The organism is Sulfitobacter sp. HI0129 (assembly GCF_001635395.1).
GTDB lineage: Bacteria > Pseudomonadota > Alphaproteobacteria > Rhodobacterales > Rhodobacteraceae > Sulfitobacter.
Genome location: NZ_LWGH01001026.1, coordinates 1 through 15,216 on the forward strand (window position 1 = coordinate 1; position 15,216 = coordinate 15,216).

At 56.9% G+C, this 15,216-nt stretch carries 9 protein-coding genes; 6 read left to right on the top strand and 3 right to left on the bottom strand.

Annotated elements, in window-relative coordinates:
• Positions 1-848 precede the first annotated feature (848 nt).
• The 6 genes from A3764_RS21895 to A3764_RS21920 all read left to right on the top strand — a co-directional run bounded on the left by A3764_RS21895 (position 849) and on the right by A3764_RS21920 (position 10,153).
• Complete coding sequence (locus tag A3764_RS21895) at positions 849-2,357, top strand: type I restriction-modification system subunit M (RefSeq protein ID WP_067952105.1); 1,509 nt, start codon at positions 849-851, stop codon at positions 2,355-2,357.
• A complete protein-coding gene (locus tag A3764_RS21900; protein WP_067925937.1) occupies positions 2,347-3,552 on the top strand; it encodes a restriction endonuclease subunit S in 1,206 nt (401 codons plus the stop codon). Before A3764_RS21895 ends, A3764_RS21900 begins: the two co-directional genes overlap by 11 nt.
• A gap of 21 nt (positions 3,553-3,573) precedes the next feature.
• Positions 3,574-5,037: an anti-phage deoxyguanosine triphosphatase gene (locus A3764_RS21905; RefSeq protein ID WP_067925934.1), complete on the top strand. Its 1,464-nt coding sequence runs from the start codon at positions 3,574-3,576 to the stop codon at positions 5,035-5,037.
• A 2-nt stretch (positions 5,038-5,039) separates the two neighbouring features.
• Entirely contained in the window at positions 5,040-8,318 is a 3,279-nt protein-coding gene (locus A3764_RS21910; RefSeq protein ID WP_082851111.1) for a type I restriction endonuclease subunit R, read from the top strand.
• Complete coding sequence (locus tag A3764_RS21915) at positions 8,315-9,046, top strand: M48 family metallopeptidase (RefSeq protein WP_067925926.1); 732 nt, start codon at positions 8,315-8,317, stop codon at positions 9,044-9,046. Before A3764_RS21910 ends, A3764_RS21915 begins: the two co-directional genes overlap by 4 nt.
• 375 nt (positions 9,047-9,421) lie before the next feature.
• Complete coding sequence (locus A3764_RS21920; RefSeq protein ID WP_150120850.1) at positions 9,422-10,153, top strand: hypothetical protein; 732 nt, start codon at positions 9,422-9,424, stop codon at positions 10,151-10,153.
• 48 nt (positions 10,154-10,201) lie between these two features.
• On the opposite strand, the gene A3764_RS21925 is transcribed toward A3764_RS21920, so the two are convergent.
• From A3764_RS21925 to A3764_RS25530, 3 genes are all read right to left on the bottom strand, one after another.
• Complete coding sequence (locus A3764_RS21925; protein WP_067925912.1) at positions 10,202-12,154, bottom strand: UvrD-helicase domain-containing protein; 1,953 nt, start codon at positions 12,152-12,154, stop codon at positions 10,202-10,204.
• Positions 12,151-14,397 carry an ATP-dependent nuclease gene (locus tag A3764_RS21930; protein ID WP_067925909.1) on the bottom strand — a complete coding sequence of 749 codons (2,247 nt, stop codon included), beginning with the start codon at positions 14,395-14,397 and terminating at the stop codon, positions 12,151-12,153. The genes A3764_RS21925 and A3764_RS21930 overlap by 4 nt, the downstream gene beginning before the upstream one ends.
• A 543-nt stretch (positions 14,398-14,940) precedes the next feature.
• A partial coding sequence (locus A3764_RS25530) for a hypothetical protein (RefSeq protein ID WP_201722493.1) occupies positions 14,941-15,216 on the bottom strand: 276 nt, incomplete at its 5' end.

Sequence of the window (15,216 nt, forward strand, 5' to 3'; positions counted from 1 at the left end):
GTGCCTTCACCACTTCGTCGAGGAAAACGCGGAGGCGCTGCAGAACGCCGCCCAGCAGAAGGGCGGCGTTCTGCAGCGCCTCCGCGTTTTCCTCGACGAAGTGGTGAAGGCACGTGGGCCTTGTGGGAATATCGAACATCTCGTCTTCTCATTGAATGCCCTCAGCGGAATGCCTCGGGTGACAAGAGCCGGAGCTTCCATGGGCGCAAGAAGCCGTTCGACTGCCTACTGCAAGCTGGAGGAGTTCGAGTATCTGCCACGAGCTCCCAATCCTGCGGCGTTGGCAAAATAGACATTGGCCAATACTGCTGGATCCGAAGGGAGAAACTGAAATAAATTTGTAACCAACTGATCAGATGTCTCTACCGCCCTGCTGCGGGTTCATGAAGTTGACGAGGCAATTGCCCGATGGCCGGGCCTGAGGCAGAAATGACCAAAGCGAGGCGCCTGGCTGGTGCCCCGCAACAATCAGAATTGAGTAGGCATTGGTTCGATCGCCGTCCTCCAACGTCTCCTCGACGACCCGCGGCTTCTCAGTGACCGGCGAGCGACGCCGACGGCCACCATCGGTGATGATCTCTATCCCAGACATAAGCATGTGCTTAGGCATATGCCTAAGCTTCCAGGGCCATACCCAAGTGTCCTGTCGGAATGGTGGCCAGTTCACTCGCCGGATGAATACCGTGGCTGGTCCCTGCCTCGCGCTGATCTTCCCCGGCGTTGTTGGACAACTCAGCTGACAATCGCAGCGCCCCATTCCCCAGACACACCTATCCCCCTCGTGCACGGCAGTTGTGGAGACTCTCTCCACATGCGAAGACTGTTCCCAAAAGGCCACGAGCAGACAGATGAACCCAATTACACAACAAGAAATCAACAAGGCCGCTTGGGGCGCCTGTGACACATTCCGCGGCGTGGTCGATCCCTCGATCTACAAGGACTACGTCCTGACCATGCTGTTCCTGAAATACGTCTCGGACGTATGGAAGGACCACCGCACGCGCTACGAGGCGGAGCATCCGGACGCGCCTGAGCTGGTTGAAGCCATGATGCAGCAGGAGGCTTTCGTCCTTCCCGAGGGCGCCGCGTTCGATGCCTTGCACAAGCGCCGCTTCGAGGCTGGGAACGGTGAGCGTATCGACAAGGCGCTGCACGCCGTCGAAGAGGCCAACGGCTCCAAGCTCAAGGACGTCTTCCAGGACATCAGCTTCAACTCGAACAAGCTGGGCGACGAGGAGCAGAAGAACGACATCCTTCGCCACCTGCTTGAAGACTTTGCCAAGCCCGCGCTCGATCTGCGCCCGTCGCGTGTCGGCGCGCTCGACATCATCGGCGGGGCTTACGAATACCTGATCTCCCGCTTCGCCGCCTCGGCAGGCAAGAAGGCGGGCGAATTCTATACCCCAGCCGAGGTCTCGGAACTCATGGCCCGCATCGTCGATCCGCAGGAAGGCGACGACATCTGCGATCCGACCTGTGGCTCCGCCTCCCTCCTCATGAAATGCGGGCGTCTGGTGCGTGAACGCAGCGGCACGCGCCGCTACGCGCTGTTCGGGCAAGAGGCTATCGGCTCCACCTGGGCGCTGGCCAAGATGAACCTCTTCCTGCATGGCGAAGAGAACCACCAGGTCGAATGGGGCGACACGATCCGCAACCCCAAACTGCGCACCTCGGACGACATGCTGCGCCACTTCGATATCGTGGTCGCCAACCCGCCCTTCAGCCTTGAGAAATGGGGCATCGAAACCGCCGAGAACGACAGGTTCGCGCGGTTCCGCCGTGGCATTCCGCCCAAGACCAAGGGCGACTATGCCTTCATCCTGCACATGATCGAGACACTGAAACCTGGCAGCGGGCGCATGGCCGTCGTCGTGCCCCATGGCGTGCTGTTCCGCGGCTCCACTGAAGGCAAGATCCGCCAGAAGCTGATCGAAGAGAACCTGCTGGATGCCGTGATCGGCCTGCCGGAAAAGCTGTTCTTCGGGACGGGCATCCCGGCCGCGGTCCTGATCTTCCGCAAGCGCAAGACGGATGACAGCGTGCTGTTCATCGATGCCAGCCGTGAGTTCGTAGCCGGCACCAACCAGAACGCACTGAGCGAAGAGAACCTCGTGAAGATCGAGCAGACCTTCCGCGCCCGTGAGACGGTCGACAAATACGCCTATTGCGCGACCAAGGCCGAGATCGTCGAGAACGACTTCAACCTGAACATCCCGCGTTATGTCGACACCTTCGAGGAAGAGGACGAAATCGACCTGATGGCTGTGCGCGCCGAGCGCACGCAACTGAAAGACGATCTGGTCGAGCTGGAAGCGCGAATGGAAGGCTATTTGCGGGAGCTCGGCTATGGTGCCTGACGGGTGGAATCACGCCCTTTTGCAAGACGTGTGCGGGGAGAAAATCGTATATGGTATCGTGCAGGCTGGTGAGCATGTCGACGCCGGCATTCCCTATATTAAGAGTTCAGACGTAGGCGGGGCAATCAATGCGGGTGCCTTGGCCAAGACCGCTTTGGATATACATCGTCGCTATAAACGTTCGACCGTTGAACCGGGTGACATTATTTTCTCGCTACGCGGAAACACTGGCGCGACAAGCATTGTTCCCCCTGATTTGCCAGAGGCCAACCTTACCCAGGGAACAGCACGAATTGCGGTGAACGGCAAAGCCTTTGGACCTTTTTTACGATATCAACTCGGATCCCACTCAGTCCGGGCAAATATCTATGCAGTTTCAAAGGGGAGCACTTTCACTGAAATCTCTCTTGCTGACCTTCGCAAAATTCGCGTTCTCCTGCCGCCACTCCCCGAGCAAAAGAAGATTGCGGAGATCCTGTCGACATGGGACCGGGCCATCGAGACGGTCGAGGCGCTGCTGGCCACTGCCCGCACCCAGAAACGCGCCCTCATGCAAACCCTTCTCACCGGCAAACGCCGCTTCCCCGAGTTCGAGGGGCAAGAATGGCGCGAGGTTCCGCTAAATAAAATTTCTGAACCAGTGTCGGATAGGAATTCGGGAAATGACATCCCGGTGCTGACCATTTCCTCAAAAGCCGGTTTTGTGCGACAGGACGACAAGTATTCGCGTAACATGGCCGGAAAGAGCGTGGAGCGATACTATCATCTGCGCGAAGGAGAATTTGCCTACAACAAAGGAAACTCTCTCACCTATCCGTTCGGTTGTGTTTTGCGTCTCGACGAATATGCAGAAGGATTGGTTCCCCACGTCTACGTGTGTTTTCGCCTAAAAGATGGTTGCAACTCAGATTTCTATCGTGGCCTCTTCTTGGCGGACTACCTTAAACCTCAGCTAAGTCGATTGGTTAATACAGGCGTTAGGAACAACGGGCTGTTGAATATTAGCCCATCTGCCTTCTGGACTGTGACCGTGCCCGTCCCTCCTTTGCAGGAACAGGAGAAGATTGGGAGGGTGATGGCAGACTGTCTGGATGAGGAGCGTCGGCTTGTCGCAAACATTGACAAACTCCGCACTGAGAAAAGAGCTCTGATGCAGCAGCTCATGACCGGCAAGCGACGGGTTGCTCTCGAATGAGTTCTCGGACAGGCTATCAAAATGGAAAAAAGTTATTGGACAGAGCGGCTTCATCCTTCGCCGCGCACAGATCACCGCACTGACTGGGAGCGCGATTACGCGCGGGTCGTGCACTCCGCCAGCTTCCGCCGGCTCCAGGCCAAGACACAGGTTCTTGGCCTCGGGGACGGCGACTTCTATCGGACGCGTCTGACACATTCTATGGAAGTCAGCCAGATCGGCGTTTCGATCACCAAGAAGCTCTATCGGAAGGCCAAGAAAGCAAGGCAGGATGGCGACGAGACGGAGCTCGATAGCGCAGCACTCGCGCATCTCCCACATCCGATGTTGATGAACACGATCTGCCTTGCCCATGATATCGGGCATCCTCCGTTCGGGCACGGAGGCGAAGTCGCCCTCAACAGATGCATGCTGCCCTATGGTGGTTTTGAGGGAAATGGTCAGACCCTTCGAATTGTGACAAAGCTCGACAAGTATGCCGAAGGCCACGGTATGAACCTCACCCGGCGCGCTGTTCTGGGTGTCATCAAATACCCGGTGCCCTTCAGCGAAGTTGTGGACTGGACCATTGTTCCCGGCGGGGAGCCCAAGGCACCCGCGCCGGAGGCAAAACTCGCCAGGGGTGATCCCGCCTACAAGGTGGTTACGCCGGATGGCTCCCTCTTCGTCGCTGGGGACTTCAAACCACCAAAGTGCTATCTTGATGATGAAGATCAGGACGTGGTTCTAAATTGGGTTGCCAAAGAAATCCCCGATTGGGCGAAGATCAGGACCTCTCGAAAGCCTAAGGAAGCTGGGAAGCACGCAAAGACCAAGTTCAAGTGTCTGGATACCTCCATCATGGAGTTGGCAGACGACATCGCCTACGGCGTTCACGACCTTGAAGATGCCATCGGGCTTGGTCTCATTTCCCGTCGAGCATTTCTCCACTGGTTCGAGGACAAGTCCAAACGAAAGGAAAGCTTGTCGCAGCTGCTTGATAAGCATTTCGATGGACGTTTTGATGAATTCACCCGTCAACTGTTCGAATGTGACACCCCAGAACGCAAACAGGCGATCGGGCGCATGGTCGGGTTTTTTGTGGAAGGCACGACTTTCGCCGAGGCAAATCCAGAATTTGAAGAGCCGTTGTTCAAGTATCAAGCGATTTTCAAATGCGGTGCGTGCGATGAAAAGGCGAAGATCAAGGACGCGCTCGATACGCTTCAGGGTTTGGTGGTGGAACTTGTTATCAAGACACCCGCTGTCCAGCAACTTGAATTCAAAGGCCAGAAGATGGTCTCCGAGCTTTTCGAAGCCTTCGCGACAGATCCCAAGAGACTTCTCGATGAACGCCACTATATAAAGACCATTCAAGGTGGAGGCGACACACCCACGGCTCGAGTCATCTGCGATTATATCGCCGGTATGACCGACAACTACGCGACCAACCGCTATCAGCAGCTTTTTCAGCCCAGAACCGGCTCAGTCTTCGATAGGCTTTGAACTTGGCCCGCGACACTCCAGACACCCGCGAAGAAGGCGCCGCCAAGCTGCCTGCTCTGCATGTGCTGATGGCAATGGGCTACATCTATGTCAGCGCGGGCGAGGCGTTGACGATGCGCGGGGCTGGCACGGGTGTGCTTCTGGAAAGCGTGCTGCGAGAGCGCCTGAAACGGTATCGGTTCGATCATCGGGGGAAGCACTGTGTGCTCTCCTCCGGGGGCATCGATGAGGTCGTGCGGACCTTGAGCTCAACCGGCCTGACCGAAGGGCTGATCCCGGCCAACAAGGCCCTGACGTCGCATATCACCAAGGGGATCACCGTCACCGAGTTCGTCGACGGTGAAAAAACCAGCAAGACCATCCCGCTGATCGACTGGACCGATGTCGGGGCCAATGATTTCCATGTGGTCGAGGAATTCAGCGTGCAGCGCCCCGGCGGGCTTGGGAGCTACCGGCCCGACATCGTGGTCTTCGTCAACGGCATCCCTTTAGCCGTCATCGAGGCCAAGCGCCCTGTTTCGACGACGCGCGACAAAGCGATGGTCGAAGAAGGTATCAGCCAGCACCTGCGCAACCAGCAGGGAGACGGCATCCAGGATCTCTATGCCTATTCACAGCTGCTTCTGTCGATTTCCGGCTCGGAGGGGCTTTATGGGACCACTGGCACAAAGAAAAAATTCTGGTCGATCTGGCGCGAGGAAGAGCTGCCAGAGGCGGAGCTTTCGGCCATCCGCAATGCCAAGCTGAAGCCTGACCAAGTAGACAGCGTCTTTGCCGAGCGTCCGGGTTATGCCTTTGCTGACTACAAGTGCCTGCACGCATCTCCTGTTGCGGTTACTGAGCAAGACCGGCTTATCATTGGGCTTCTGCGCCCCGACAGGCTGTTGGATTTCACGCGGCGCTTCATGTTCTTTGACAAGAAACTCGGCAAGATCGTCGCCCGCTATCAGCAGGTCCGCGGCGCGAAGGCAATCATCGATCAGGTGTCCAAGAAAAAGCCAGAAGGCGGCCGCGAAGGCGGTGTGATCTGGCACACGACTGGGTCAGGCAAGTCGAACCTTATGGTGTTTCTGACTAAAGCGCTGCTCGTCGAGCCGGAGCTGGCCGGCGCAAGAGTGATCGTCGTGACCGATCGCGTTGATCTGGAAAAGCAGCTGGCGGGCACCTTCCTGACCGGTGGCGCCTTTGGCTCCGAAATCGCAACCAAGAAAGACGGTGAGAAGGCGAAGGTTCAGTCAGGAAAAGAACTGGCAGAGCGGATCGGCACTGGCAGCGAGCGGATCATTTTCACATTGCTGCAAAAATTCAATTCGGCGACCAAGCTTCCTGAGTGCCACAACCCCTCGGATCAGCTCATTGTCCTTGTCGATGAAGGGCACCGCAGCCAAGGGGGCGAAAACCACGAGAGGATGCGTAAGGCGCTGCCCAATGCCGCTTTCATCGCCTTCACAGGCACGCCCCTTCTGAAAGACGACAAGACCCGCAACAAGTTTGGTCCCATTTTGCACGCTTACACCATGCAGCGCGCTGTCGAAGACGGAGCTGTGACGCCGCTGGTCTATGAGGAACGGCAACCTGTCGTGGACATCAATGAGGCTGCAATCGACGCCTGGTTCGACAAGATCACCAAAGGCCTGACGGACAGCCAGAAATCAGACCTGAAAAAGAAGTTCTCCACCCAGAACAGCATCTACCGCGCCGCCAACCGGATCGATCTAATCGCCTGGGATATCGCGGAGCATTTCAACGAGAACTTCAAAAAGCTCGACCTGGGTCTGAAAGCGCAGCTCGCGACAGACTCGAAGCTGTCGGCGATCCGCTACAAGGCCGCGCTTGATGCGACCAATTTGGTGACCAGTGCGGTCGTAATCTCTGCGCCAGACACGCGCGAAGGCCACGAGGACACTGATGAAACCAAGACACCAGAAGTGCAGGCCTGGTGGAAGGCGAATGTCGGCAACGATCCCAAGTCCTACGAAGACGGCATCATCGAGGATTTCAGCACCGTTGGAGATCCGGACATTCTGATTGTCGTCGACAAGCTGCTAACCGGGTTCGACGAGCCGCGGAACGCGGTGCTCTACATCGACAAACATCTCAAGAGTCATAATCTTTTGCAGGCAATTGCCCGGGTCAACCGCTTGCACGATGCGAAAAAGTTCGGACTTCTGGTCGATTATCGCGGTATCCTTGCTGAGCTCGACACCTCCATCCAGGACTATCAGGATCTGGCCGCCCAGACGCAGAGCGGCTACGACATTGAGGACCTTGCCGGAACGATCGCTAACATGACCACCGAATACAAGCGCCTACCATCGCTACATGATGCGCTCTGGGCCATCTTCAAGCCGGTGAAAAACAAGCAAGACTGGGAGCAATACCGCCAGCTCCTGACCCCGCGCCTGTCCGATGACGGCACCGGTCATATGGTCGACGACAACCAGAAGATCCGGGAGGATTTCTACGAGGCGCTGACCGAATTCGGGATGTGTCTCCAGCTTGCCCTGTCCTCTCGCGCGTTCTTCGATGATGGCGCGTTTGATGAAGCACAGATACGGACCTACAAGCGTGACCTGAAGTTCTTCACCGAGCTGCGAACACAGGCGAAGCGGGACGCACAGGAAACTGTCGACTTCTCCGAATACGAACAGCAGATCCGCAGAATGGTCGACACGCAAGTGATCGGTCAGGATATCAAGGACCCGCCCGGCGTTCTTCAGGTTCGCACGCTTGGAGAAGACGATCCAGAGAACTGGTCTGATGAGAAGACACGCACCGAAGCCGACCTCATCAAGACCCGGATCCGGAAGACTATCGAGCAGGACTTGATCGATGATCCCTATGCCAAGCGAGTTTTCTCGGAGCTCCTCAGAGACGCCATTCGGCAAGCCGAGGCTCTATTCGATCACCCAGACAAGCAATACGTGCTGTTCAAGGACCTTCAGGAGCAAGTCGACCAACGCCAAACACCTGGTGTCCCGGATCGCTTTGACGGACATCCCAAAGCTCAGTCCTATTTTGGCTTGCTCAGAGTCGAGACAGAGGGGTTCGAGGCCGAACTCACCGAAGAGCGCATGGTCGAAGAGGCTTTTCACATCGACGAAACCGTTGAGAACGCAGTCAAGACGCACTCCATCAATCCGGGCAACATCGAGGGCGAAATCCGGAAGCAACTTTTGCCACACTATTTCAGGGTGCTCGGTGGCCTCGACGCTGCCCAGCGGCTGATAGAAGAAATCGTGGCAATCGTTCGTGCGGGCCGGACCAAGGGAGCCCGATGACCGTCGATCCTGTTCTAACCTATGGCGGACAGACCCTGTCCTATCGGGTGCAAACCGATGGCTCCCGGACGACGAAGATCGCAATCCACGTCGAGCCAGACGGAGAAGTCATCGTTGATGCGCCAGAAGGCGCAGACCCCGCAGAAATCCGCAGGGCGGTGAGCAAGCGTGCTCGTTGGGTCTTTATGCAAGTCGGGAAGGCAAGAGAGCGTTTCAGCCATGTGCGTGACAAGGAGTATGTGTCCGGCGAGGAGGTTCTGTATCTGGGCCGCCGATACGTCCTGAAAGTGATCATGGACGACACGCACCGTGGCGCGGTGAAACTAAGAGGAAATCGTCTCGAGGTTCCCAGCCGATCAGGCTCTCCTGAAAGCGTCAGAGCCGGTGTATCTGCGTGGTATCGTGTGAAGGCACGAGACTACTTTGATCGGCGCCTTGCCGAATGGGAACAGAAGCTGCCCTGGGTCAACGGCCGTCCGCCGTTTCGCCTGCAAGAAATGGAGAAGCGCTGGGGAAGCTGCACGGCCGATGGGGCCATTATTCTAAATCCCCACCTGATCAAAGCACCACGAGAGTGCATAGACTACGTCATTCTGCACGAATTGGCGCATCTCCGGCATCACAACCACAGCCCAGAGTTCTGGAAGACCATCAAGTTTGCCGACCCAGATTGGCAAAGAAAGAAGGCGCTATTGGACGGCGCCGCTGAACAACTCACTGCCAAGTAGCATCCTGAACGGTCTGGGGAGCGACCGCACGACCTTGGCGCTGGCTGGGCCGGATTATCACAGACCGCTTCCTGCACATCGCGACCGTTCGTGCGGAACGCAGCAGAGGTCGGTTGTCCACCCTACCTACATGGGGAAGCCCGCACGCGAACGGCCCAATCCGGACCTTCGCCCGGATCGTCAAAGCTGCACCGCAGCTTCCCGAAAGCGGACGCCGCTGCCGCGAGAGCGGGTTGAAACCGCACGTTCGTGCTAACCACGCTGCTCCAAACTGAATTATAGTATGTTCGGCAAGGCCAGCCCTGTTTGAGGTTGTGCTCAAATTCGAAATAAGGAACGCTCAGATCAGTTCATGTTCAATACGAGGGCACCAAATTGAATTCGCATGAAAGAGTGGCGAGTATTGTCATCGTCATTGAAAACAGACAGCCAGTTCCGGCCCTTGCGTTGAGCGAGCTTTTAGCTGCTCTCGCAAGAGACTACCGCAAACAAAACCGCGCCAGAACACTTGTAGTCGAGCGTGTCGAAGAGGGTTCAATCTGGATCACCCTTCTGGATATGGCTCAAGCGGCATTACCTTACGCCAAGGGTGCGGCCGAAGCTGCTAAGGGGAGCAAAGCAATCATTGATTTTGGCAAGAGCCTTATCGAATTGTTAAAGGCAAAAAAAGATCATCCAGCTTCAGCCGAACAACTTCGATCAAAAGCCCCAGAGCGATCCATTGAGAAGCTGGTTAAGCTTGCGGTAGATGCAAATTGCAACGTGCGGCTCCGGCAGGTCGAGGCCGACGGGAGTTGCCTTGAAGTTGAAGTCACACGTTCGGAAGCGGTGGCAATTCAAGAGAGCGAGCACTACGCCAAGGAGGCGAAGAAGCTCAGCCATCCGATCATTGCTCATGAAAGAGACCTGGACGCAAAACGTGCCGCAGAAATCGCGGACGAATTCGAACGGCTGCAGATATCGGAGGAGTCGACAGTCAATGACGCGCTACAAATCATCCTCGGTGTAATCAAACGATCCGGCGACGTCGAGTTGCTCAGGTCTCTCGCCGTGGAGTTAGAAAGACGTGGTTACAAAGAATTAGCGGCAAAAATCAGCGAAAACTGATACATTGGCTGTTATAGGACGGCCCTCAGCGGTCATTGCTGAACAAGTTCAGCTTTGCGGTGCGGCTTCCTGATCGAACGTGCCTGCCTCAACCATCACAACCTCGTCCTCGGCCATCCATCCTTTGGAAATCAGAAACTCTTGGATCGTATGAGGGGACTCGGAATAGAGGACAAGAGCGAGACTATCTTCTGCGCGCGTGCAGGTGACATAGAGAAGGCGGCGGGTGCGCTCGATCGTAGTTTCTTCGCCCTGATCTGCCTTTTTCCGAGAGGCTGCGGACAACGGCTTCACGTCAAACAGCGTCTCATAGGAAGCAAGGCCCTTAAAGCGTGTGCGGGCGTCATCAGCGATAACCATGACACGGGGGAATTCCAGCCCCTTGACCCCTTGATGGGTGCCATATGGGCTTCGGTCTTCGACGTAGGCGAGGTAGCGCGCAACTTGGGAAAACGGGGCCTCAAGGGCCTGCGTCCAGGCCTCGGTAAAGTTGTTATCGGTGGGTGGTATGGCCTCGGACGTGTCCAGGTCCAGCTCGTCGATATTGTCGGCCAAGTCCTGCGCAACGGAACCGTAATCAGGCAAACAGTGCCGAAGCTGGTCGGGGATCGGGAACAGCCGGTGCTCGGCCACTATCGTTAACACTTCGGCACAGCACGGATCCCGTCCGTCCTCAAATAGCGTCATAAGGGCTTCGACGCCCGTTCGCGCCTGATCGAGACCTGTGGCTTGGCCCCCACGGTCCGACCGGATTATTCTCTTATCTACTAACGGTGAACCGTCGCGCAGCACCGCCATCGCGGCAAAGGCATCCCCACTCATGTGAGCCTCCACCAATGGCAAGATCCGATGTGTGAAAAGCCGCATCGCGGGCAGGGTTCCATTGCGAAACCCGTCCTTGAGGTTGCCGGCTTTGCTCAGGGGCTCAAACAGGTCGCTGAAACCAAGACGCGCAGCGGCCATGTGACGCTCGATCGTAAGGGTTTTGATCGTCTCCGGGTCCTGCCACGCGGGGTCTCCGGTGATACGCGCCATCTCCGCCTGGGCATAGGTTTCGAAGGCTACGCGATCCGCACTCTCGCTCGGTGCAAGAAAGACGCGCACGGTGCCACCCGGTTTGTCTTCACGTGCCTGCTGCTGGCGGCTATCATCTTCGCGCCGGATCGCATTAGCCAGATCAATGATGCGCGCACGGCTGCGGTGATTCATCTGTTTCGCCGGTTGCTCGAAATCCCCGACGCGTTTGTCGAGATCGCGCAAACCATCGCTGTAAATGCGCTGCATCGTGTCCCCGAGCAACCCTAAGGCGATGCGGCCGCGATGGCGCGCCTCGAAGGTCAAAAGCGCCTCCATCAATGGTTTCATCGTGTCTTGGCTCTCGTCGATCAAGATGAACGGGTAGCGCGCCAGAACGATGTTTTGGAACGTCTCGCTTTCAGTCAGGAAATGTGCGGCGAGCGCAATAACCTCGGCATGTTGCAGCGCGTCGCGACCGAAATTGTCCCCCTCTGGCGCGTAGGTGAAGGCTCGGACCTCATCCAAGCGCCCCAGCCGTTTTGTCTTGGAAGCCATCTTCTTGAGGCGTGCGTCATGGGCGGCGGTGCCTGCCTTACCCTTCGCCTGGGCAACCTCGATCTCGGCACTCTCAGTTTTCAAATTTCTCTCAAGCCAGCCTCTAATATCTGCTGTTCGCCCCTGGATGAGCGACCAAGCGAAGCTGTGGATGGTCTGCACCTGAAACACTGGATCGGCCTTGACGCGGCGCGTGATCTCATCTGCGGCGGCGTTGGTGTAGGTAATCACGGCGATCTTGCGGCTGTGTTTGCGCAAGGTGGTCAGGGTCTGAGTGTCCAACCCCTCCAGTGCGTCCTTGAGAGAGCGAGTCTTGCCTGATCCCGCCCCAGCATAGAGAAAGAAGCTACGCGGCTGATCGAGGGACAGACACGCGCGGATCGTCGCATCAGCGCCAGCGTCGCGGGTGTCGTCGCTTATGTCTGTCATATCGCACCTACTCCGGCCTTCAGCTTGCCCGCGAGCCAAGTCAAGCCACTATCGATATAGGGCGGCGCCCGAAGCGCTTTAATGTCCTTGATATACAAGAGGTCGAGCGCGAAGGCGGCCTTCTCCGGTTTATTGGCCAACCGCTCAAAGAGCGCCGTGGCGAGGTCCTCAGGCGTGGATACGGCATCGATGTATTTGCCAAAATCACGGGTCATGAGGCAGGCAAGATCCGTTTTTGCGGCGTCTTTCACGGCTTCCGGGTTGGTCAGGACGAGAGCATCCTCGAACGTGCTGGGCGTGATGGTTTGAGTCTCCTCGCCCAGCGTGACCACTTGCGGTGTCTGAAAGGAGACGGCGATGGTCTGGGTGGCATCGGTATGGCAGAGTGTATTCGGCGGCGCGATCATCAGCTTGTCGACCTCTGCCATCTCCGGGAGCCAGGTTTTCAGAGCGTGGTTCGTGGTTTCCTGAGCTGCCCCCGAGCGCGGCCGGGCCGACTCCCAGACATTCCTTTCGCCATTCTTGACCACTTTCCTGACCTTCGTAGCGGCATCGAGATCGGTGATTATCAGCGTCGGCAGCTCCAGCGCTTCGATCAGAGGCCGCATCCGATGCGCGTGATTGCCGCCCAGCTCCAAGAAGGAAAGATAGGCCGCTGCCAAGTCGGGGTAGTGATGCCGGATCAGAAGCGGCAGCAGGATCCGCTCTGCGGCACCCTCGATAACGATGATCGCGTCGGCGAAGAATAGATCAAAATGTGTGCTCAACAGATAGCGCGTCACGAAACGATGAGTTTCTGTGTCCGCGCCGAATAGCCCTGTCATATTTGCCACAGTGGTTGTAGGAACAACTCCGGGACTTGGCAGTTCGCGCTTGAAATAACGCAACTCCCCAAAAGCGGCGGCGTGTGCGATATGGCCCGAATGCGTGCTCACGACCAGCTGCGTGGTGAAAGCCGAGTCCTCTTTCACCAGATCCTCATGGTTGCGTAGCACTTTGTGGGCCTTGGCCATGAAGACTTGCTGCACCTGAACATGCAGGTGAGCCTCTGGCTCCTCGACCAGCACCAGTTGCAAGGGTTCGATGCCCTTGTCCTCCGGGGTAACCACCTGTGATTTGAATTTACCTACCTGCATCCAGTCATCCCGGAAGCGCATGAGCTGAAATACCATTGATATCAGGTTCTGGAAGCCCAGGCCGTTGTAGCTTTCGGGCAGGTTTATCCCGGATGTGTTGCCTGAAACATCATATTGCACAGCCGCCGGGTGATTGAGTCCGTCAACGGGCTTGATCTGCGTAGCTATAAGCAGTTTCGGATTGTTGAGGCCGCCAGGATAGCCGAGTTCTTCCAGTTCCCTAATTGCATTGGCGAAGCCATCCTTGAGGCGGTCATTAAAGGTGGCCTCGGCATCATGAATCGCCATGAGCGCTTTGACGTCGTTCAACGTGGGATTCGTTTCAGGGTCAATATGTTTCCGGAAATAGGTCTGTATCTGGCTTGCCATCTTGCGGCTGTCAGTATGGACGAGTTCACCATCATCATGGTTCCCGTCACCGGCATCGGCGAACCCACGCTGAGCGTTGATTTCACGAATGTGGATTAGGCCGGCAAAGGGGTTGGCGCCGATCCCCTCTGACAGTGCCGGAAGGGGCGGCGGAACTACCTCTCCGGACGTTACAAAGTCATCAGGGTCCAAAAGATGAGCGTTCAGTTGGAACAGATCCTTCAGGCGCTTGTCCAAGAACTCCCGAAAATCGCGCGGCCAAAGCGCAAATCCATTATCCAAAGTGCCACCCGGCTTTAGCTCCTCGGTGGCTTGGCGAGCGGCGAGGTAGCCCGCCTTGATATCGATACCCTTTTTGGGTTCAAGGCGCAGGCGAACACCGAGATATCCGCCGGTCCAAGTCAATGTGGGGATCAAATGCGCGACATGATGGAGTTCTGAATTTTCCGCATAGATCCAGACGTCGAGGAACGGGAGTTTATCTAATAGAGGGTTGAGATCCACATCGGTTTCCTGCGTCCAGGCACTCGCAACCTGCTCGATATCGATCCAGTTTGATGCTGTAACATCACGCGTGTCGATTCCGCCGCGATCCTTGAGGAATTTGCGCAACGCCTTCATCGCAGATGTCTTGCCGCTGTTGTTGGCCCCAACGAGCAGTGTCTGCTTGCCCGACATGTCCAGACGGGCCCGCCGCAATTTGCGAAAGTTAAATACTTCAATACGTTCTATTTTCATAATATTGGTGCCCCACTCGCAGGAAATACTCCGCTTGCGTATGTCTATATGCTTGTCCTGCGGGTGTGTAGCCGTAGTCAACCGCCAAGAGACCAACAGTCTTCGCAAGTCTGGCTATTCGCTTGGCGCGAACTGGAGGGCGGTGGACACCGCACAATGTGTCGCACGTCTTGCCGGCTTGAAGGGCAACCCCTGACGCCTTGGTGCCCAACGTCTGGTCAACCCCCGTCTTCCGCAGTGCCGCGCCCTTAGATGCCAACCGTCTCTAAAGCGTTTGCAGCCAATTACTGCTTCCCGCCCTCAGCGACGCTTCCAGCAATGAGATCAAGCCTTTCACGGAACCTTGGCTATCCTGCTGTAATTGTTGTGGACAGTCGAAGCAAAGTTAGGATGGGTTCGGAAGGTTCGGCGACCACTGGGTCTTGTTGAAAACGGTCGACCCTCACCCCGTGCGGATGGTTACCGGGCGTTTTCAACATCCTTCGGAAAAAAAGGAATTTTCGGTGGGGAACGGCGATACACACTCATGCCTGTTCCGCCAACTCAAAGCTTCAATTCCACATCGAGGCTGCGCTGGCCCTCGATCATATCCACGAACTCCTGGGCGGAAGCCAGTCCTGTTGAGTGGTCGTAATACCGCTGCACGGTCCTTTCGCTGCGATGCCCGAGCAAGGCCGTTGCCGCGCGGCCGCCCGAGGTCAGGTGTTCGCTGGCCTCGGTCGCGACGTTGTCACGGAGGCGGTGTATTGACACGCGCACGCCAAAGGCCCGTGCGGTCAGATCGCCAGTAAGGCGGCCGATCTGGCCTTCGCTGATTGC